The sequence below is a fragment of the Roseateles sp. genome (genome assembly GCF_965229315.1).
Lineage (GTDB): Bacteria > Pseudomonadota > Gammaproteobacteria > Burkholderiales > Burkholderiaceae_C > Pelomonas.
In genome coordinates this window covers 2,171,974-2,189,500 of record NZ_CBDDJA010000002.1, presented here as the reverse complement: position 1 = coordinate 2,189,500, position 17,527 = coordinate 2,171,974, and the positions used below count along the sequence as shown (strand labels likewise).

The 17,527-nt window shown below is 70.6% G+C and carries 19 protein-coding genes; 10 read left to right on the top strand and 9 right to left on the bottom strand.

Going from position 1 to position 17,527, the window contains the following annotated elements; translation table 11 throughout:
* Nucleotides 1-151: 151 nt before the first annotated feature.
* Nucleotides 152-826, top strand: coding sequence for a hypothetical protein (locus ACO07H_RS14955; protein WP_422015477.1), 675 nt, complete (start codon nucleotides 152-154; stop codon nucleotides 824-826).
* Nucleotides 827-911: 85 nt separating this feature from the next.
* Here ACO07H_RS14955 and ACO07H_RS14950 read toward each other — a convergent pair whose 3' ends face one another.
* From ACO07H_RS14950 to ACO07H_RS14935, 4 genes are read right to left on the bottom strand one after another with little or no spacing between them, the layout of a single operon-like run.
* Nucleotides 912-1,892, bottom strand: a complete 981-nt coding sequence (locus ACO07H_RS14950; RefSeq protein WP_422018644.1) for an LLM class flavin-dependent oxidoreductase — start codon at nucleotides 1,890-1,892, stop codon at nucleotides 912-914.
* A 41-nt stretch (nucleotides 1,893-1,933) separates the two neighbouring features.
* Complete coding sequence (locus tag ACO07H_RS14945; protein ID WP_422015475.1) at nucleotides 1,934-2,806, bottom strand: alpha/beta hydrolase; 873 nt, start codon at nucleotides 2,804-2,806, stop codon at nucleotides 1,934-1,936.
* Between the two features lie 27 nt (nucleotides 2,807-2,833).
* The gene (locus ACO07H_RS14940) at nucleotides 2,834-3,397 is read right to left on the bottom strand and encodes a GNAT family N-acetyltransferase (RefSeq protein ID WP_422015473.1); all 564 of its coding nucleotides are present in this window, start codon (nucleotides 3,395-3,397) and stop codon (nucleotides 2,834-2,836) included.
* Nucleotides 3,394-3,657 carry a DUF2917 domain-containing protein gene (locus tag ACO07H_RS14935; RefSeq protein WP_422015471.1) on the bottom strand — a complete coding sequence of 88 codons (264 nt, stop codon included), beginning with the start codon at nucleotides 3,655-3,657 and terminating at the stop codon, nucleotides 3,394-3,396. Before ACO07H_RS14935 ends, ACO07H_RS14940 begins: the two co-directional genes overlap by 4 nt.
* 138 nt (nucleotides 3,658-3,795) lie before the next feature.
* Here ACO07H_RS14935 and gcvA point away from each other — a divergent pair, with 138 nt between their 5' ends.
* A complete protein-coding gene (gcvA, locus tag ACO07H_RS14930) occupies nucleotides 3,796-4,725 on the top strand; it encodes a transcriptional regulator GcvA (RefSeq protein WP_422015469.1) in 930 nt (309 codons plus the stop codon).
* Here the strand turns inward: gcvA and ACO07H_RS14925 are convergent.
* Nucleotides 4,722-5,435, bottom strand: a complete 714-nt coding sequence (locus ACO07H_RS14925; RefSeq protein WP_422015467.1) for a YebC/PmpR family DNA-binding transcriptional regulator — start codon at nucleotides 5,433-5,435, stop codon at nucleotides 4,722-4,724. The genes gcvA and ACO07H_RS14925 overlap by 4 nt on opposite strands.
* Nucleotides 5,436-5,532: 97 nt before the next feature.
* Nucleotides 5,533-6,669 (bottom strand): S1C family serine protease, encoded by a 1,137-nt coding sequence (locus tag ACO07H_RS14920; protein ID WP_422015465.1) that lies wholly within the window; start codon nucleotides 6,667-6,669, stop codon nucleotides 5,533-5,535.
* An 84-nt stretch (nucleotides 6,670-6,753) separates the two neighbouring features.
* Between ACO07H_RS14920 and ACO07H_RS14915 the strand changes: the two genes are divergently transcribed.
* The 5 genes from ACO07H_RS14915 to upp are packed head-to-tail and all read left to right on the top strand — an operon-like array spanning nucleotide 6,754 to nucleotide 10,354.
* Nucleotides 6,754-7,392 (top strand): hypothetical protein, encoded by a 639-nt coding sequence (locus tag ACO07H_RS14915; RefSeq protein WP_422015463.1) that lies wholly within the window; start codon nucleotides 6,754-6,756, stop codon nucleotides 7,390-7,392.
* Between the two features lie 16 nt (nucleotides 7,393-7,408).
* Nucleotides 7,409-8,122 carry a DUF1624 domain-containing protein gene (locus tag ACO07H_RS14910; RefSeq protein ID WP_422015461.1) on the top strand — a complete coding sequence of 238 codons (714 nt, stop codon included), beginning with the start codon at nucleotides 7,409-7,411 and terminating at the stop codon, nucleotides 8,120-8,122.
* 9 nt (nucleotides 8,123-8,131) lie between these two features.
* Nucleotides 8,132-8,920, top strand: a complete 789-nt coding sequence (locus tag ACO07H_RS14905; RefSeq protein WP_422015459.1) for a polysaccharide deacetylase family protein — start codon at nucleotides 8,132-8,134, stop codon at nucleotides 8,918-8,920.
* Nucleotides 8,921-8,942: 22 nt separating this feature from the next.
* A complete protein-coding gene (rlmB, locus tag ACO07H_RS14900) occupies nucleotides 8,943-9,695 on the top strand; it encodes a 23S rRNA (guanosine(2251)-2'-O)-methyltransferase RlmB (RefSeq protein WP_422015457.1) in 753 nt (250 codons plus the stop codon).
* Between the two features lie 32 nt (nucleotides 9,696-9,727).
* On the top strand, nucleotides 9,728-10,354 hold the full coding sequence (gene upp / locus ACO07H_RS14895; RefSeq protein WP_422015455.1) for a uracil phosphoribosyltransferase: 627 nt from the start codon (nucleotides 9,728-9,730) through the stop codon (nucleotides 10,352-10,354).
* Between the two features lie 156 nt (nucleotides 10,355-10,510).
* Here upp and ACO07H_RS14890 read toward each other — a convergent pair whose 3' ends face one another.
* Genes ACO07H_RS14890 through ACO07H_RS14880 form a run of 3 tightly spaced genes read right to left on the bottom strand, consistent with a single transcriptional unit; the run spans nucleotide 10,511 to nucleotide 12,608 of the window.
* Nucleotides 10,511-11,053 (bottom strand): chromate transporter, encoded by a 543-nt coding sequence (locus ACO07H_RS14890; protein ID WP_422015453.1) that lies wholly within the window; start codon nucleotides 11,051-11,053, stop codon nucleotides 10,511-10,513.
* Nucleotides 11,050-11,604, bottom strand: coding sequence for a chromate transporter (locus ACO07H_RS14885; protein WP_422015451.1), 555 nt, complete (start codon nucleotides 11,602-11,604; stop codon nucleotides 11,050-11,052). The genes ACO07H_RS14890 and ACO07H_RS14885 overlap by 4 nt, the downstream gene beginning before the upstream one ends.
* Nucleotides 11,601-12,608 carry a D-2-hydroxyacid dehydrogenase family protein gene (locus tag ACO07H_RS14880; RefSeq protein ID WP_422015449.1) on the bottom strand — a complete coding sequence of 336 codons (1,008 nt, stop codon included), beginning with the start codon at nucleotides 12,606-12,608 and terminating at the stop codon, nucleotides 11,601-11,603. The genes ACO07H_RS14885 and ACO07H_RS14880 overlap by 4 nt, the downstream gene beginning before the upstream one ends.
* 81 nt (nucleotides 12,609-12,689) lie before the next feature.
* Here ACO07H_RS14880 and ACO07H_RS14875 point away from each other — a divergent pair, with 81 nt between their 5' ends.
* The 3 genes from ACO07H_RS14875 to ACO07H_RS14865 all read left to right on the top strand — a co-directional run bounded on the left by ACO07H_RS14875 (nucleotide 12,690) and on the right by ACO07H_RS14865 (nucleotide 17,522).
* Nucleotides 12,690-13,199, top strand: coding sequence for a DUF1993 domain-containing protein (locus tag ACO07H_RS14875; protein WP_422015447.1), 510 nt, complete (start codon nucleotides 12,690-12,692; stop codon nucleotides 13,197-13,199).
* Between the two features lie 129 nt (nucleotides 13,200-13,328).
* On the top strand, nucleotides 13,329-15,179 hold the full coding sequence (locus tag ACO07H_RS14870; protein WP_422015445.1) for an acetylglucosamine transferase: 1,851 nt from the start codon (nucleotides 13,329-13,331) through the stop codon (nucleotides 15,177-15,179).
* Nucleotides 15,180-17,522, top strand: coding sequence for a type I secretion system permease/ATPase (locus ACO07H_RS14865; protein ID WP_422015443.1), 2,343 nt, complete (start codon nucleotides 15,180-15,182; stop codon nucleotides 17,520-17,522). It abuts the gene before it with no gap.
* Nucleotides 17,523-17,527 lie beyond the last annotated feature (5 nt).

Sequence of the window (17,527 nt, the reverse complement as noted above, 5' to 3'; positions counted from 1 at the left end):
GCAGCGGGCCCTCAGGCAGAGTGTTCCGGGACATCGCGCGCGACGCCCGCTCCCGGGACACTGCCTGGCTTCACCCTCGCGGCCAGGAGATGTCGGTCGCGACGATGGCTTTCGCGTAGGCTCGCGGTGCACACATTGATCCCCAATGACCATGCAATCGTCCACCGCAACGCCCCTATCCGGAGATCAACTTGCAGGTCGGCTGGCGCTCCTCAGTGGCGCCTTCGGAATCATGGCGTTCGCATGCCTGATCGTGTTCCTGGTGATGAGACCTGCAGACCCGCGGGTCGCTCATCTCCTGCTCAGGAGCCATGACGCCGGGGTCATCTTGCAATCGCTCTGCCTGATTCCGTTCGCCGTTGCGCTCGACGCCATCGCTCGCCGGCATTCGCTCGGATCGAACCGGATGATCGCCGTCGCGGCGGTTGCCTTTCTCACCCTGGTCGTTGTCCTGATGTCGCTGAGCTTCGCCAAAGTCGTCGCGGACGCGCTCTACATGATCCCCCAAGGTGCGGTTGGAGCATGGCTCATCGTCGTAGGCCGGCAGGCTGCCAACGGCCTACCGACAGGGTTGCGCAGACTGGGTGTCGTGGCAGGCGCCGGTCTCCTGCTGATCAGCCTCTTTCCCATCGGCTACGCGCTGTTCGTCGATGCCGCGATCTTTCACGGTCCGATCTCGGATGATGATCCGACCCCGCCCGGGACGCAGAGGGCGAACGAGATCGTCCACCTCGCGCTTGCCGTCGGCACATTGATGGGTTGCTCGACGTATCCGGTCTGGGCGGCTCTGGCCGGTCGCTGGCTTCTTTTGCGCAAGGGGCAGTGACCGTCGACACGTGCTCGTGTGTTCCGAAGCTGGGCACCGCTCCTGGGTCGACATGCGTCTGTCGCGGCGCGCAGAAGCGGTCCGCTCAAATGCCGGCCAGCAACTCATAGGACCGCCGCCTCAGACCATGGTCATGCACCGCGCAGGCGACGATGAATTCATCGGCCTGCGTGCGTGCCCAGGTGGCTGCCAGGCCGGCGCGCACGGTCTCGGGCGAGCCCACGATGGATTCGCTGAGCATGCGCTGCACCTGCAGCGCCTCGGCCGGCGTCCACAGCGCCTCCATGCTCGCCACCGGCGGCGGCAGCTTGCCACGCTGGCCGCGCACCATGCCCAGGAAACGCTGCTGCGACGACGTGAACAGCACACGCGCTTCCTCGTCGGTCGGCGCGACGACCACGTTCAGCCCCACCATCGCATGCGGCCTGGGGTGGCGCGCGCTGGGCTTGTAGGTGGCGCGGTAGATCTGCAGCGCCTGCATCAGCAGGTCGGGCGCAAAGTGCGACGCGAACGCGAACGGCAGGCCGAGGTAGGCCGCCAACTGCGCGCCGTAGAGGCTGGAGCCCAGCAGCCAGATCGGCACCTCCGTGCCCTGGCCGGGCACCGCGCGCACGACGGCGTCTGCGCTTGCCGGTGCGAGATAGCCCTGCAGCTCCAGCACGTCGTTCGGGAAGGCGTCCTCGCCGGTGCTTTCCAGGCTGCGGCGCAGCGCGCGCATCGTCGGCCGGTCCGTGCCCGGCGCGCGGCCCAGGCCCAGGTCGATGCGGCCGGGGAACAGCTCGGCCAGCGTGCCGAACTGCTCGGCGATGGTCAGCGGCGCATGGTTGGGCAGCATGATGCCGCCGGAGCCCACGCGGATGCGGCGGGACGTGGCCGCGAGCTGGCCGATCAGCACGGCCGTGGCCGAACTGGCCACGCCTTCCATGTTGTGGTGTTCGGCCACCCAGTAGCGCGTGTAGCCGAGTTCATCGGCCAGGCGGACGAGGTCCAGGCTGTTGAGCAGCGCATCGCGCGTGGTGGCGCCCTCGACGACGGGCGCCAGGTCGAGGATGGAGAGCGGGGGCAGGGCAGACATGCCGCCATCTTGCCGCCGCGGGCTTGGCCTCGTCAGCGCGGGGCCTTGCGCAGATGGGATTGCAGCCAGGGCAGCAGCCGCGCCTCGTAGGCTGCAGCATCGAAGTCGTGCAGGTCCACGTGGGTCGCGCCCTCGACGGGCCAGAGCGACTTGGGGCCCGGCGCGGCGGCGAACAGGCGTTCGGTCTCCCTCCAGCGCGTGTGCTGGTCCTCGGTGCCGGACGCGACCAGCAGCGGCGCACCCACTGACCCGATCGCCGCAACGGGCCGCAGCTGCGCCGCGCTCAGGTCCAGCCGTAGCGGCAGTTGCATCAGCAGCAGCGGCGCGACCAGCCGGCTGGCCGTGGGTCCCAACCGCATGGCCAGCCGGTCCTGCACGGCGTCGTCGATGGTGGGGTAGACCGACTCCAGCACCAGCGCATCCAGCGCCGGCCGGCGCTGGGCGAACAGCAGCGACGCGCCGCCCAGCGACACGCCGATGGCGGCGACCCGCTCGCCCGGAGCCCGCGCGCGCAGCCAGGCCAGCGCGGCGTCCACGCCCGGCGCCTCGCCGTGGCCGAAGGTGATGCGCTCGCCGCTGCTCTCGCCATGCGCCGGCAGGTCGATCAGCAGACTGGCAATGCCCTCGCGCTGCAGCCAGCGGGCGCGGTCCAGCATCTGCAGCCGGTTGCCGCGTACGCCGTGCAGCAGCAGCACGGCGCCTTCGCCGGCGCGGCCGGGCACGAACCAGCCGCCGACCTGCTGGCCGTCGCCATAGGGGATGCGCACCTGTTCCGCGGCCAGCCCGTCGGGTGGCGGGCCGATGGCCGCGCGCGCGGGGCGCGTCAGCAGCTCGCCAGCGACCAGGCTCAAGCCGAGCAGGGCGGCGATCAACAGCAGCAGGCTGGCGGTGAGGCGGCGGCGCATGGCGGCATGATCGCCGCTGCCGGAGCGTCAGGCGGCGAGGTCGAGCACCGCGCGCACGAGTTGTGCGCCGTCCGGGTGCGGCAGCAGGCGGGCGCCCCGGTCGCGCAGCAGCGCCAGCATGCGGCGGTTGTCGGCCAGCACGTCACCGTGCAGCGCGTGCAAGCCACGCTGCCGGGCATGCGCCGCCAGATGCGCCATCAGCCGGCGACCCAGGCCAAGCCCATGCCAGTCGTCGGCCACGGCGAGAGCGAACTCGGCGCTGCCGGGCGAGCTGGCGTCGTGCACGTAGCGCGCATCCGCCACGACCGGCATGCCCGGCGCCAGCGACTCCGCGACCCAGGCGAGGTGCGAGCGTTGGTCCATGTCCGTCAGCAGTTTCAGCAGGGACGGGCTCAGCTCGCGCAAGCCGATGTGGAAGCGCTGGTGGCGCGAGCCCAGCGACAGGCCGCGGAAGAATGCCTGCTCGGCGCCCGCATCGGCCGCGGCAACCGGCCGCAGCCGCACGGCGCGGTCGCCCGGCAAGGGCCAGACGGGCCATGCGTCCACGGCCGGCCCGGCGGGCAGCGCTGGCCGCTCGACCCGCGTGTTCATGCCAGCGCCCCGGCGGCCGCCGGCCGCAGGTCCAGCACGGCCGGGCCGCTCAGCGCGCTGACCGTGACGGCCTCGTGGCTCTGCACGGTGTAGCACTGGCCCGGCTCCAGCACGATGTCGCGGCTGTCGTGGTCGATGGTGATCCACAGCGTGCCGGCTGCGCTGCACAGGTGGGTGGCGCGGGCCTCGGGCAGGCGGGAGATCTGGCCGCGCTGCAGCAGCAGCCGGGTGCGGGCAGTGGTGGCGGTGTCGGTCGGCATGCGGTGCTCCTCGGGCGGCCGGGCTGCGGATGCATGCCGGGTTGACATGCTTGCGCCGGGGCCGTCTGGCGCGGATAGTGAGCGCCGCACGCCAGGCCGACAAACGATGATTCGGAAGGCTTCGCATTCCGCCAACGCATGCCAACCAAACCCCTGGACCACCTCCCGCCGCTGCAGTTGCTCGCCGCTTTCGAGGCGGCGGCGCGGCACCTGAGCTTCACGGCGGCGGCCGAGGAGCGCTTCGTCACGCAGTCCGCCATGAGCCGGCAGATGCGCGCGCTGGAGGACGACCTGGGTGTGGCGCTGTTCGAGCGCCGCCACCGCGCGCTGGCGCTGACCGAGGACGGCCAGCGCCTGCACGCCGCCTGCGCGACGGCGCTGAACACGCTGCGCGTGGCCGTGCGCACCGTGCGCGAGCCGCACCAGCGGCAGGTGCTGGCGCTGACGACGACGCCCGGTTTCGCGTCGCTGTGGCTGATCCCGAGGCTGACGGCCTTCACGCGCGCCCACCCCGGCATCGACGTGCGGCTGGACGCGGGCCTGGGCAACCGCAATCTGGCCAGCGAGGGGTTCGATCTCGCCATCCGCTACAGCCCCATCGGCGCGGCCCAGGGCCGGCAACTGTTCGCCGAGTCCATGCTGCCCGTCTGCAGCCCGCGGCTGGTGGGCGAGCTGAACCTGCCGCTGCGCGAGCCGGCCGACCTGGCGCGGCACACGCTGCTGCACCTGGCGATGGACGGCGACAGCGCCGGCATGCCGGCCGAATGGGAGCCCTGGCTGAACGCATGGGGGCTGACCGACCTGCGGCCGGCGGCGCGGCTGAGTTTTTCCAGCTATTCGGAAGCAATTGCCGCTGCCGTGGCAGGGCAGGGCGTGGCCCTGGGCCGGCGGCCGCTGGTGGACGGCCTGCTCGCCAGCGGCCAGCTCGTCACGCCCTTCGACGCCGGCATCGCGTCGGCGCGGGCCTACCGGCTCATCGTCGACCCGGCAGCCAAGGCGCGGCCGGCGGTGAAGGCGTTCGAGCAGTGGCTGTTGGCGCAGTGCGCGGCGCCAGCCACCGGCCCTTAACCCGCCAGCCCGGCGTACACGTGCTGCACGTCGTCGTTGTCGTCCAGCGCGGCCAGGAAGCTCTCCACCTCGTCCAATTGCTCGGCCGTCAGGCTCTCCGGGGCGATGGGGTTCTTGGGGCGGTAGCCGAGCTTGGCGCTCAGCACCGTGAAGCCCTGGCCGGGTAGCGCACGGCTGACCAGGTCGAGGTCGGCCGGGTCGGTCAGGAAAACGGTGACGCCGTCCTCGTCCGCCGGCAGCAGGTCCTGCGCGCCGGCCTCGATGGCCGCCGTGTCGGCGTCGGCGCCGGGCGCGGCGGGCTCGGCCTCGACCATGCCGAGATGCTCGAAGTCCCAGCCCACGGAGCCGGCACCGCCGAGCTGCCCCTTGCGGAACAACACGCGCATGTCCGACGCGGCGCGGTTCACGTTGTCGGTCAGCACCTCCACCATCACCGGCACGCGGTGCGGCGCGAAGCCTTCGTAGATGGCGTGTTCGAAATGGATGATCTCGCCGGTCAGACCGGCGCCCTTCTTGATGGCGCGGTCCAGCGTCTCCTTGGGCATGGACACCTTGCGCGCCTGCTCCACCACCAGCCGCAGCCGGGCGTTGTCCTTGGGGTCAGCGCCGCTGCGCGCCGCGATCATGATGTCCTTGGCCAGCTTGCCGAACAGCCGGCCCTTGGCATTGGCGGCGATGTCTTTGTGTTTGGCTTTCCATTGCGCGCCCATGGGCTGTGTCCTGTCGATGTTGATTGAGCCTGCCGCTGTGCGGCGCATGCCAATGGGCGTTACTGTAAGAGCTGGCGTGGGCCGCCGAGCTCCCGCTTCAGTCCGAGCTGCCCAACGTGGCCGTGACCTTCCGCGTCTGCCCGCCGCGCCAAACCGCCAGCGTCACCTTCTCCCCGATCTGCCGCGCCTCGATCAACGACAGCAAGTCGTCCAGGTCCGACACCGCCTGTCCATCGACCGCCGTGATGACATCCCCCTGCACGATGCGCCCCGACCGGTCGCGGCCATAGGGCTGCAAGCCGGCCGCCGCCGCCGGGCTGTTGGGCGCCACGTTGACCAGCAGCACACCCTTGGGCGCACCCAGCGCCTGCGTCAGTTGCGGCGGGCCTGACGTGACGCCGAGCGCCGGGCGGATGAAGCGCCCATCGCGAATCAACCTCGGCACGATGCGGTTCACCTCGTCGACGGGAATCGCAAACCCGATCCCCGCGCTCGCCCCGCTCGGGCTGTAGATGGCGGTGTTGACGCCGATCAGCCGCCCCGCCGAGTCCAGCAGCGGCCCGCCCGAGTTGCCCGGGTTGATGGCTGCGTCGGTCTGGATCGCGCCCTTGATGGTGCGCCGCGTGACGGACTCGATCTCGCGGTTCAGCGCGGAGACTATGCCGGTGGTCAGCGTCTGGTCCAGGCCGAAGGGGTTGCCGATGGCGTAGACCTTCTGGCCCACCTGCAGGTCGCGGCTGGCGCCGATTGAGATGGCCGGCAGCTTGTCGCGCGGCGCCTCGATGCGCAGCACGGCGAGGTCGCGGTCGGGGAAGGCGCCCACCAGCCGGGCCGGGTAGCTGCTCTGGTCGGCCAGCGTGACGGTGGCACGGTCGCCGCCCTGGATGACGTGGAAGTTGGTGACGATGTGGCCGGCCTCGTCCCAGACGAAGCCGGTGCCCGTGCCGCTGGGCTGCTCGCTGGTGCGCAGCGAGAAGAAGTCGCGCTGCACGGCCAGCGTGGTGATGTGCACGACCGACGGCGACACGCGCTTGAAGACGCCGATGTTGTTCAGCTCCTCGGCGCCCAGCGCGGCGCGCGGGGTGACGGTGCGGGGCTGGGCCGGGCCGCGCGGCTGGGGTTGGGCCTGTCCGCTGGTGGCGGCGGTGATGGCAACGAGCGATGCGGCGAAGATGGGGATCAGCAGGCGCTTGGACATGTCGGTGGCGGTGAGGCGGAAGACGTTGTCGCCCATTTTGGTGGCAGTGCGCCGCGCGTGTCGGCGTGGCGGGCCGCCGCAGCGTTGAGCCGGGCTGTCCATGCAGGGAAGGTTGCAGCGATGAAGCGGATGGGTTGGATGGTGGGGCTGGGCTTGGGCCTGGCGGCGTGGGGCGCCTGCGCGCAGCCGGTCTGGAAATGCGAGGTGGCGGGCCAGGTGCGCTACAGCGACAGGCCCTGCCAGGACAGCGGCAAGCCGCTGACCGAGCGCAGCCTGCAGCCCAACGTGGCCGATGGCATGAAGCCCGGGGTGGCGCGTGCGGCCGTCGCCACGCCCTCGGCACCGGCGGTCGCGCCGCCGCCGCCGCCGGGGCAGCGGGCCGCCAACACCTGCCCCGGCGACAGCGAGATCCGCGGCATGGAAACCAGCGCCGGCTCCACCACGCTGGGGGACGCGGAGCGGCAGTTCCTGCAGGACGAGGTGCGCCGCGCCTGGCAGTGCCGCAAGGGCCAGGGGCGCTACGACGACGCGGACTGGGCCGTCAGCCGCCAGGCGCAGGCGGCGCAGTCCCGCATCAGCGACCGCGAGCGGCGCAACGCGCGCGAGCGCGCCGAGGCCATGCACAGCGCCGCCGACCCCGACGAGGGCGACCGCATCGCCCGCCGCCGCCTGGCCGAAGAGCGCCAGCGGCAACGCCAGCAGCAGAACCTGCAGAACCCGCAGAGAGGCCAGAATCCGGCGCTCACGCCGAACTCCTGATTTCTCCACGCGCTTCATGCCCACGGCCGTCGCCGACACCACCCCCCGCTCCGAGCGCCTCGACGCCTTGCGCGGCCTGGCCATCGTCTGGATGGCGGCATTCCACTTCAGCTTCGACCTGAACCACTTCGGCTGGATACGGCAGGATTTCTACCGTGATCCGGTGTGGACGTGGCAGCGCACGGCCATCGTCAGCCTGTTCCTGTTCTGCGCCGGCGGCGGGCAGGCGTTCGCCGTGCTGGCAGGGCTGGGCGCCGGCCGGTTCTGGCAGCGCTGGGGCCAGGTGGCCACCTGCGCGCTGGCGGTGTCGCTGGGCTCGTGGGTCATGTTCCCCGACAGCTGGATCAGCTTCGGCGTGCTGCACGGCATCGCCGTGATGCTGTTGCTGCTGCGGCTGGGCCTGGCGCGGCTGCCCAGCCTCGCGTTGCTGGCGCTGGCGGTGCTGGCCATCGCTGCGCCGCGGTTGGTGCCGTCACCGTTCTTCGACACACGCTGGACGAACTGGGTCGGCCTGGTCACGCACAAGCCGGTCACGGAAGACTACGTGCCGGTGCTGCCGTGGCTGGGCGTCATGCTGCTGGGCTTCGTCGTCACCCGTGGCTGGCCGCGCCTGTGGGCGGGTGGCGCGCCGCGGCCGCTCGCGGTGCTGGGGCGCTGGTCGCTGAGTTTCTACATGGTCCACCAGCCCGTGCTCATCTGCGCGCTGATGGCCGTACAACTGCTGCGTTGAAGAGCTGTGATGCGAAGCCTGCTTGTCGTTCTCGGACTCCTGGCCGCGGTGGCGGCTCAGGCCGCGCCCTTCGCGTGGCCGCAAGGCCAGCAGGCGGCCGTCAGCCTGGGCTATGACGACGGGCTGGACAGCCATCTGGACCACGTCGTGCCGGCGCTGAACCAGCGCGGGCTGAAGGCCAGCTTCTATGTGCCTATCAACAGCCCGACGCTGCCGCGCCGCCAGAACGACTGGCGCGCCGCCGCCGTGGCCGGGCATGAGCTGGGCAACCACAGCCTGTTCCATGCCTGCTCCAGCAAGCCGCCGGGCCGCGACTGGGTGCAGCCGCACCGCGACCTGGAGACCACGCAGCCGGCGCAGGTGCAGGAGCAGGTCATCGTCGCCAACACCTGGCTGCAGGCGTTGGACGGCCAGACGTGCCGCACCTACACGCTGCCCTGCCTGGACCGCCTGGCCAGCGGGCAGGACTACCTCGGCCCGCTGCGCGAGCACTTCGTCGCCTTCCGCGCGGCCTCGGCGCTGCTGGCCGACCCGGCCACGGTGGACCCGTACAACGTGCCGGTCTACTCGGTGGAGGGCTGGAGCGGCGAGCAACTGATTGCGCTGGTCGAACAGGCTGCGGCGGCGCATGCCCTGGTGGCCATCGTCTTCCACGGTGTCGGCGGCGAATACCTGGATGTGAGCCGGTCTGCTCACGACGCGCTGCTGGACCACCTCGCCCAGCACAAGGACCGTTTCTGGACCGACAGCTTCGTCCATGTGATGGCCTACGTGAGGCAGAAGCAGGGCGCACGCTGACCGGCCCGACGACAATGCGGCCATGAGTTCGCCCAAGCCCGTCCTGTTCGGCTTTCACGCCGTCACCGTCCGCCTCAAGACCCATCCGGCCTCCGTCGCCGAAGTGCATGTCGACCCCGCCCGGCGCGACCAGCGCATGCGTGCCTTCGTCGAGCGTGCCAAGGAAGCCGGCGCCAAGGTGGTGGAAAGCACTGACGAGCGGCTGAGCCAGATTGCCGGCAGCCCTCGCCACCAAGGCGTCGTCGCCCGCGTGGCCGCCATCGCTCAGCTGCACTCGCTGGACGACGTGCTCGACGCCGTCGAGGGCCCGCCCATGGTGCTGGTGCTGGACGGTGTGACCGACCCGCACAACCTCGGCGCCTGCCTGCGCGTGGCCGATGGCGCCGGCGCGCATGCCGTCGTCGCCCCCAAGGACCGCGCCGTGGGCCTGAACGCCACGGTGGCCAAGGTGGCCAGCGGCGCCGCCGAGACCGTGCCCTACCTGATGGTCACCAACCTGGCGCGCACGCTGAACGAGCTGAAGGAGCGCGACATCTGGGTGGTCGGCACGTCCGACCAGGCCGAGCGCTCCATCTACGACCTGGACCTGACCCGCCCCATCGCCTTCGTGCTGGGCGCCGAGGGCGAGGGCATGCGGCAATTGACGGCCAAGACCTGCGATGAACTGGTGCGCATCCCGATGGCCGGTGCGGTGGAGAGCCTGAACGTGTCGGTGGCCTCGGGCGTGTGCCTGTACGAGGTGCTGCGCCAGCGCGCCAAGGCCGGCAGTCGATAATTCTGACTACCCAGAAAAACAGGAAGGCCGCCATGCCCGTCATCGAAGTCAAGCACCCCCTCGTCAAACACAAGATCGGCCTGATGCGCGAGGCCGAGATCTCGACGAAGAAGTTCCGCGAGCTGACTGGTGAGATCGCCCGCCTGCTGGCCTACGAGGCGACGGCCGACTTCGTGACCGAGAAGGTGACCATCGAGTGCTGGAGCGGCCCCGCCGAGGTGGACCAGATCGCCGGCAAGAAGGTCACCGTGGTGCCCATCCTGCGCGCGGGCCTGGGCATGCTGGACGGCGTGCTGGACATCCTGCCCAACGCCAAGGTGTCCGTCGTGGGCCTGGCGCGTGACCATGAGACGCTGAAACCGGTGAACTACTTCGACAAGTTCGTCGGCAACCTCGAAGCACGCACCGCGCTCATCATCGACCCGATGCTGGCCACGGCCGGCAGCATGATCGCCACCGTCGACCTGCTGAAGGCTCGCGGCTGCAAGGACGTGCGCGCGCTGGTGCTGGTGGCCGCGCCCGAAGGCGTGAAGGCCCTGGAGACGGCCCACCCCGATGTGCGCTGCTGGACGGCGGCCATCGACAGCCACCTGAACGACATCGGCTACATCATCCCGGGCCTGGGCGACGCGGGGGACAAGATCTTCGGCACGAATTGAGGCCCCCGGCCAGCTTCGCCGCGCTGGACGCGGGCGAAGCTGGTCGGCCACCCGAGGGGGCGGTGATGCTTGCGGCATGGAACCGCAAGCACATCGCTCCAGGCGGGCCGGATTGGGAGCGGCCCGGCGCTCGGCCCGCAAATCCCATGCGTCGGGTCAGACGATGCCGATTGCCCCCAGCACGCCGCCCGCCAAGACCATCCACACGAGGCCCAGGCGGGTCTTCAGCACCAGCAGCACGGTCACGGCCATCAGCGCCACGGTGCCCCAGCGGTGGTCCTCGGCCTTCAGGAAGGGCAGGGCGAGCAGCCAGCCCGTGGCGATGACGAGGCCCAGCGTCAGCGGCGTCATGCCCGCCGAGAAGGCGCGCAGGTTGACGTGCTCGCGGTTCTTGCGCGCCCAGCGCGTGGCGGTCAGCGTCAGCACCGAGGACGGCAGCATCATGCCGGCCATGGACGCCGCCGCGCCGGGCAGTCCGGCGATGTTGTAGCCCAGCACCGCGACGAACAGGATGTTGGGGCCTGGCGCGGCCTGGGCGAGCGCGATGGACGAGGTGAAGGCCGTGTCCGTCAGCCAGCCGGTCTGGTCGACCAGGTAGCGGTGCATCTCCGGCACCGTCGTGATGCCGCCGCCGATGGCCAGCAGCGACAGCGTCAGGAAGTGCAGGAACAGGCTCAGCAGGTCGACCGGGGGTGTCATGGCCGCCTGAGCCTCCACCACGCGACGGCCATGCCGCCGCCGCCCAGCACGGCCAGCACGTGGACCAGCGGCCAGCGCAGCAGCCCGATGGCCACGAAAGCGAGCAGCGCCAGGCCCAGCGCCAGCGGCCGGCCCAGCGGGCTGGACTTCAACGCCGGCAGCAGCTTGATGCCGGTGGCCAGGATGAGGCCGGCCGCCACCGCGCCCATGCCGCGCAGCGCGTTGACGACGATGGGATGGGCTGACAACTGCCCGTAGGCCGCCGCCAGGCCCAGCACGACGATGGACGGCACGCCCAGCATGCCTGTCAGCGCCACGACCGCGCCGCGCAGGCCGAAGAAGCGGTCGCCGATCATCATCGACAGGTTGACGATGTTGGGCCCGGGCAGCACCTGCGCGATGGCCAGCGTCTCGACGAATTCTTCCTTGGTCATCCAGCCCAGCCGCTCGACCAGCTCGCGCTGCGCGACGGCCAGCACGCCGCCGAAGCCCTGCAGCGCCAGCCGCGAGAACGCGAGGAAGAGCTGGCTGAGCGAGGCCGGCCGGCTCAACGCAGGACCTTCAAGGCCTCGGGGTTGACGATGTGGGTCGGCTGCGACTGGATGAAGTTCAGCACGTTGTCGAAGGCGGCGTCGAAGTAGATTTCGTAGCTGTCCTGCTCCACGTAGCCGATGTGCGGCGTGCACACCGCGTTCTCCAGCCGCAGCAGCGGGTGGCCCTGCAGGATGGGCTCGCTCTCGAACACGTCGATGGCCGCCATGCCGGGGCGGCCGCGGTTCAGGGCCGACACCAGCGCGCCTTCGGCCACCAGTTCCGCGCGCGACGTGTTGACGAACAGCGCGGTGGGCTTCATGCGGGCCAGGTCGTCCGGCGTGACCATGCCGCGCGTGGCGTCGCACAGGCGCAGGTGCACCGACAGCACGTCCGCCTCGGCAAAGAAGCGCTCGCGGCTGGGCGAGGCCTGGTAGCCATCGGCCTCGGCCCGCAGCCGCGAGGCCTCGCTGCCCCACACCGTGACCTGCATGCCGAAGGCGTGGCCGTAGCCGGCCACGAGCTGGCCGATCTTGCCGTAGCCCCAGATGCCCAGCGTCTTGCCGCGCAGCGTCATGCCGACACCGAAGTTGGCCGGCATGGACGCGGCCTTCAGCCCGGCCTGCTGCCAGGCACCATGCTTGAGGTTGCCGATGTACTGCGGCAGACGGCGCATCGAGGCCATGATGAGCGCCCAGGTCAGCTCGGCCGGCGCGACCGGGCTGCCCACGCCCTCCGCCACCGCAATGCCCAGCCGCGTGCAGGCCTCGACGTCGATGTGGCTGCCGACGCGCCCGGTCTGCGAGATGAGCTTGAGCTTGGGCAGCTTTTCGAGCAGTTGCCGCGGGAAGGCGGTGCGTTCGCGGATCAGCACCAGCACCTCGGCGTCGCGCAGCCGCACCGACAGCTGGCCGATGCCCTTGACCGTGTTGGTGAACACCTTGGCGTTCAGCGGCTCCAGCTTGGACGCACAGCGCAGTTTGCGCACGGCATCTTGGTAGTCGTCCAGAATGATCACGTTCATAGGCGGAGGGGATTGTGCCCCGGTCGCCGTGGCGCGACGGCCGGGATCGCTACCATCGGTTTCCCTCAAGGAGACCACCCGATGACGACGATTTCAATGCACGCGGCCAGCGCCCCTGTGTTTGCCAGGATGCTGGGCAACATGCTGAACTGGATTGACGCCGCCAAGGCCCACGCCGAGGCGAAGAAGTTCTCGCCCGACGTCTACCTGACGCTGCGGCTGGCGCCCGACATGCTGCCCTTCCCGAAGCAGATCCAGATCGCCAGCGATGCCGCCAAGGGTTGCGTGGCGCGCCTGGCGGGCCAGGAGATCCCGAAGTACGAGGACAACGAGGCGACGCTGGACGACCTGGCCGAGCGCATCAGGAAGACGCGCGACTACGTGCTGTCCGTCCCGGCCGCCGCGTTCGAGGGCAGCGAGGGCCGTGCGATCAGCATCCCGCGCCGCTCGGGCGATCCGCTGGCTTTCGACGGCCTGACCTACCTCAGCCATTTCGCGACGCCGAACTTCTATTTCCACGCCGCGACGACCTATGCGCTGCTGCGCCATGCGGGCGTGCCGCTGGGCAAAAGCGACTATCTGGGCGGCTGAACGCGCCGGCTGAAGCCCCCCGGTCGGGAAATGCTGCGCAAACTGCAGTCTTTTCGGCCGGCCTCCCGGGTGGGCATGGCCTGAAAATCGGCCGACGATCCGCTTTCTGCCGCCGTACGCCGTATGGACATGTCCACACCCACCCCTGCCCAGTCCCAAGGCCTTGCCCAGGTCGAGCAGTGGCTTGCGTCGGCGCGCAGCGGCCAGATGGCGCTGCCGGAGCTGCTGGACGCCGCAGGGCGCCTTCAGCAGGCCGGTGTGGCGACCGCCGCCGCGCTGCTGTACCAGAACTGGGTGGCCGCCACGCCGTCGCCGTTTCGGCACGTGGCCTGCTTCAACTGGGGCGCCATCCTGGGCGACCTGACCCGTCACGCTGAAGCCGAAACGGCCTACCGCCTGGCGCTGGCGCTGGCGCCCAACTTCGCGCAAGCGCGGCTGAACCTGGGGCACCAGGTCGAGCACCAGGGGCGTGTTGGCGAGGCGCTGGAGCACTGGCGCGCCGTCTATGAGGACGAAGCGCCCGCCAGCCTCGGCGCCGATCCGCTCAGCCTGCGGCTGCACGCCCTCAACAACGCGGCGCGGCTGCTGGAGTCGCTCAAGCGCTACGACGAGTCGGAGGCACTGATGCGCCGCTCGCTGGCGCTGAGCCCGCGCCAGAGCGATGTCGCCCAGCACTATGTGCACATCCGCCAGAAGCAGTGCGCCTGGCCGGTGTACGAGACCTTTGCCGACGTCACGCACAACCACTTGCTGATGAGCACATCGCTGCTGGGCATGCTGGACGAGAGCGACGACCCCGCGCTGCAGTTGCTGACCGCGCAGCGCTTCGTGCACGAGAAGGTGCCCAAGGTCACGGCGGCGCCGCTGCACCGGGGCCGCGTGCGCGACGGCAAGATCAAGATCGGCTACCTGTCCGGCGACCTGTGCATGCACGCCGTGGGCCTGCTGACGGCCGAGCTGTACGAACTGCACGACCGGGAGAAGTTCGAGGTCCACGCCTTCTGCTGGAGCCGCGAGGACGGCACGCCGCTGCGCGCGCGCATCAAGGCCGCGATGGACCACTTCACGCCGCTGGCCGGCGTGCCGGACGCCCAGGCCGCCGAGCTGATCGCCGCGGCCGGCATCGACGTGCTGGTGGACCTGCAAGGCCTCACCAGCGGTGCGCGCCCCGGCATCCTGGCCCGGCGCCCGGCGCCGGTGCAGGTCAGCTACCTGGGGCTGCCCGCCACGTCGGCGCTGCCGGGCGTGGACTGGATCATCGCGGACCGTTTCGTGATGACGCCCGACGTGCTGCCGTACCACACCGAAAAGCCCATCTACCTGCCCAACAGCTACCAGGTCAGCGACCGCCGCCGGGCCGCCAACGCGGCACCCACGCGCACCGAGGCCGGCCTGCCGGAGGGCGGTTTCGTCTTCTGCGCGTTCAACAACAATCACAAGATGAGCGAGGCCGTCTGGCGCTGCTGGATGCGCATCCTTCGCCAAGTGCCTGGCAGCGTGCTGTGGCTGCTGGCGGACAACCCGTTCGCGCAGGCCAACCTGACCCGCGTGGCCGCGGAAGAGGGCATCAGCGCCGAGCGCCTGGTCTTCGCGCCGCGTGCCCAGCCGGCGGACTACCTGGCCCGCTTCCAGCTGGCCGACCTGTTCCTGGACACCTTCCCCTACAACGCCGGCACGACCGCCAGCGACTGCCTGTGGATGGGCACGCCCATCCTGACGCGCGCGGGCCGCACCTACATCTCCCGCATGGCCGGCAGCCTGCTGACGGCGGTTGGCCTGCCCGACCTCATCACGACGACCCTCGAGGAGTACGAGCAGCGTGCGGTGCAGATCGGCAACCAGCCGGCCCGGGCCGCGTCCTACAAGCGCTACCTGGCCGAGCACGGACACAGCTCGCCGCTGTTTGACATCCCGGCCACGGTGCGCGATATAGAGCATGCATTCGAGCGGTTGGCGCTCGATGCGAGGCAGAAGGCCTAAATGCCGCGTCAGCACGACCCCTTCTTCGACGGCCAGCCGCAGGCGCCGGGGTTGCGCCTGGCCGCGAACGGCGAGCCGCCGCCCGCGCCAGACCCGTTGGAGAACCTCACCAGCCAGCCGGTGGGCGACCCGCTGCTGCAGGCGCTGGCCTGGCTGACGCGCCACCACGGCAAGCCGCGCTCGCCCGAGTCGCTGCGCGCGGGCGCGCCGGTCGAAGGGCCGCTGGCGCCGGACGGTGCCATCCGCATCATGCGCGAGGCGGGCTACAACGCCGGCCTGCTGCGCAAGTCCATCGACGACATCAACGACCTGCTGCTGCCGGCGGTGCTGCTGCTGCATGGCGGCGACGCCTGCGTGCTGGTGCGCCGCCTGGGTGACGGGCGCTACGAGGTCGTCTTCCCCGGCCCCGAGGCGGCGGCCGTGCCGGCGGCGGCGGCCGAGCTGGAGCCCGAGTACAGCGGCTTCATGCTGGCCGTGTCGCCGCTGCAGCAGTCCCAGGCGCACACCCGCAACCCGGCGGACGGGCAGATCCTGCGCCCGCCCGGCGAGCATTGGCTGTGGGGCACGCTCAAGCGCTTCGTGCCCTACTACCGCTCGGCCATGATCGCGGCGCTGCTCAGCAACGTGCTGATGCTGGTGTCCGGCGTGGTCACATCGGTCATCTACGACAAGGTCATCCCGCACCAGGCGCTGGTCACGCTGTGGGCGCTGGCCATCGGCGCCGGCATCGCGCTGCTGTTCGACCTGTTCTCGCGCCAGCTGCGTGCCCACCTGATCGACCTGGCTGGCCGCAAGGCCGACATGATCATCGGCGCCAAGCTGTTCCGCCAGACGCTGGGCGTGCGCATGGAGCACAAGCCGGGATCGGCCGGCTCCTATGCCCACCACCTGGCGCAGATCGAGATCGTGCGCGAGTTCTTCGCGTCGGCCACCATGTCGGTGCTGACGGACCTGCCCTTCGTGCTGCTGTTCGTCGGCATGACCTTCATCATCGGCGGGCCGCTGGGCTGGGTGCTGGTCATCGCCATCCCGTTCATCCTGGTGATGACGTATGCCATCCAGGGCTATCTGCGCCGCGCCATGCGCACCAACATGACCGAGATGGCCGACCTGCAGGGCACGCTGGTCGAGGCCATCGAGGGCCTGGAAGACCTGAAGACCTCGGGCGCCGAAGGCCGCTTCCTGCGCCGCTACGAGACCAGCACGGCCATCGCCGCCGAGTCGGCGCTGAAGGCCCGCAACATGTCGAGCTGGAGTTCCAACATCTCGATGACGATGCAGCAGAGCATCAACCTCGTCATGCTGGTGTGGGGCGTCTACCTGATCCAGGATGGCCTCATCACGGCCGGCGCGCTGATCGGCTCCGTCATGTTCGCCAGCCGCGCGCTGATGCCGCTGGGCAGCCTCGTCAGCCTGGCCACGCGCTACCAGGGCGCGCGCGCCGCCATGCTGTCGCTGGACCGCATGATGCAGGCGCCGACCGAGCGCGACAGCAGCCGCAACTACGTGCCGCTGAACCAGTTCAGCGGCCGCCTGGGCCTGCACGACGTGGGCTTCAGCTACCCCGGCGTTGGCGACGCCGCCGCGCCCAAGGTGCTGAAGAACGTCAGCCTGAAGCTGGAGCCGGGCGAGCGTGTCGCCATCCTGGGCCGCATCGGCAGCGGCAAGTCGACCATCCTGCGACTGCTGGCAGGCCTGTACCTCCCGAGCGAAGGCATGGTGGATGTCGACGGCATCGACCTGCGCCAGCTCGACCCGGCGGAGTTCCGCGCCCACATCGGCTTCGTGTCGCAGGAGCCGCGGCTGTTCCACGGCACGCTGCGCGACAACGTGCTGATGGGCCGTGCGCACATCGATGCGGCACGGCTCGTCGAGGTCGCCCGGCTGACCGGCCTGGACCGCGTCATCGCCGGCCACCCGCAGGGCTGGGACCTGCCGGTGGGTGAGATGGGCGCGCTGCTGTCCGGCGGCCAGCGCCAGCTCGTCGCGCTGGCGCGCAGCCTGGTCACCAAGCCGCAGATCCTGCTGATGGACGAGCCGACCAGCTCCATGGACGCGCAGAGCGAGACCGCCTTCCTGCGCCAGCTGCGCGACGCGGCGGGCAGCTGCACGCTGGTCGTCGTCACGCACCGGCCGGCCGTGCTGGAACTCGTGTCGCGCATCATCGTCGTCGACAGCGGCCGCATGGTGCTGGACGGCCCGCGCGACCAGGTGCTGGCCGCCTTGTCGGGCGTGCGCCCCGCGCACCCGCAGGCTGCCGCCGCTGCGGCCGCCGCCGAGGGCAACGGCAACCTGCACATGCACCCGTCGGCCCAGCCGGTGCAGCGTTCCGCTTCCGTGTAAGCCGC

Coding starts and splice junctions, on each gene's coding strand:
- ACO07H_RS14955 (WP_422015477.1), top strand. CDS start 152: ATGCAATCGTCCACCGCAACGCCCCTATCCGGAGATCAACTTGCAGGT.
- ACO07H_RS14945 (WP_422015475.1), bottom strand. CDS start 2,806: ATGCGCCGCCGCCTCACCGCCAGCCTGCTGCTGTTGATCGCCGCCCTG.
- ACO07H_RS14940 (WP_422015473.1), bottom strand. CDS start 3,397: ATGAACACGCGGGTCGAGCGGCCAGCGCTGCCCGCCGGGCCGGCCGTG.
- ACO07H_RS14935 (WP_422015471.1), bottom strand. CDS start 3,657: ATGCCGACCGACACCGCCACCACTGCCCGCACCCGGCTGCTGCTGCAG.
- gcvA (WP_422015469.1), top strand. CDS start 3,796: ATGCCAACCAAACCCCTGGACCACCTCCCGCCGCTGCAGTTGCTCGCC.
- ACO07H_RS14925 (WP_422015467.1), bottom strand. CDS start 5,435: ATGGGCGCGCAATGGAAAGCCAAACACAAAGACATCGCCGCCAATGCC.
- ACO07H_RS14920 (WP_422015465.1), bottom strand. CDS start 6,669: ATGGGCGACAACGTCTTCCGCCTCACCGCCACCGACATGTCCAAGCGC.
- ACO07H_RS14915 (WP_422015463.1), top strand. CDS start 6,754: ATGAAGCGGATGGGTTGGATGGTGGGGCTGGGCTTGGGCCTGGCGGCG.
- ACO07H_RS14910 (WP_422015461.1), top strand. CDS start 7,409: ATGCCCACGGCCGTCGCCGACACCACCCCCCGCTCCGAGCGCCTCGAC.
- ACO07H_RS14905 (WP_422015459.1), top strand. CDS start 8,132: ATGCGAAGCCTGCTTGTCGTTCTCGGACTCCTGGCCGCGGTGGCGGCT.
- rlmB (WP_422015457.1), top strand. CDS start 8,943: ATGAGTTCGCCCAAGCCCGTCCTGTTCGGCTTTCACGCCGTCACCGTC.
- upp (WP_422015455.1), top strand. CDS start 9,728: ATGCCCGTCATCGAAGTCAAGCACCCCCTCGTCAAACACAAGATCGGC.
- ACO07H_RS14890 (WP_422015453.1), bottom strand. CDS start 11,053: ATGACACCCCCGGTCGACCTGCTGAGCCTGTTCCTGCACTTCCTGACG.
- ACO07H_RS14880 (WP_422015449.1), bottom strand. CDS start 12,608: ATGAACGTGATCATTCTGGACGACTACCAAGATGCCGTGCGCAAACTG.
- ACO07H_RS14875 (WP_422015447.1), top strand. CDS start 12,690: ATGACGACGATTTCAATGCACGCGGCCAGCGCCCCTGTGTTTGCCAGG.
- ACO07H_RS14870 (WP_422015445.1), top strand. CDS start 13,329: ATGTCCACACCCACCCCTGCCCAGTCCCAAGGCCTTGCCCAGGTCGAG.
- ACO07H_RS14865 (WP_422015443.1), top strand. CDS start 15,180: ATGCCGCGTCAGCACGACCCCTTCTTCGACGGCCAGCCGCAGGCGCCG.